The organism is Evansella sp. AB-P1, from assembly GCF_029688925.1.
Lineage (GTDB): Bacteria > Bacillota > Bacilli > Bacillales > Salisediminibacteriaceae > Evansella.
This window is the reverse complement of the sequence record NZ_JARUKY010000048.1, coordinates 1-674: the sequence shown is the minus strand read 5'-3', so window position 1 is coordinate 674 and position 674 is coordinate 1. Positions and strand designations below refer to the sequence as shown.

The 674-nt window shown below is 36.8% G+C and carries 1 pseudogene; it reads left to right on the top strand.

Annotation, left to right across the window (positions count from 1 at the left end):
• Window positions 1-414: pseudogene (locus tag QA612_RS22470) on the top strand (RNA-guided endonuclease TnpB family protein); the annotation flags it as partial.
• Window positions 415-674 lie beyond the last annotated feature (260 nt).

The window sequence follows — 674 nt, the reverse complement described above, 5'->3', positions numbered from 1 at the left end:
ATGGCGAACTGGATACTCTCTCTTGGTGATGATGTAAAGGTAGAAACGATGAACTATAAAGGACTTCAAAGGCGAACCAAAAAGACAACCGTTAACGAAAAAACAGGTAGGATAAATCGTAAAAAACGTTATGGAAAATCCTTATTAAATAAAGCCCCATCCATGCTTCTGAACATTTTGGATAACAAGTTGAAATATGCTGGTAATGAGTTGAAAAAGATAGATACCTTTCATGTAAAAGCAAGTCAGTTCAATCATTTTAACGGAGAATACCTAAAGAAAAAAGTAAGTGAACGTTGGAACGACTTTAACGGAATGAAGGTACAGCGTGATTTGTATAGTGCATTTTTGATTATGAATGTGAAGGATAATTTATGTGAAATCGACACTGGTGATTGTAACGAAAATTGGTAACCTTTAAAACTTCCCACGACATCGAGATTGATAGATTAAGAACAAGTGAACATACATTGGCAAGTATGGGACTATAAACCACTCATTAGCAATAAGGTTTTGAACCGAGCCGACAAGACGGTAACGTAGTCCAATAGGACAAGCGTTGTCCATGAAAGTCTAAGGGAACAGCATTAGTCTCTAAAACAGATACCATAGTTTTAGAGGAAGTGCCTTTAAGTACCTTAGAATCCACCGAATTCATTCGTGTGGAGGTTCAG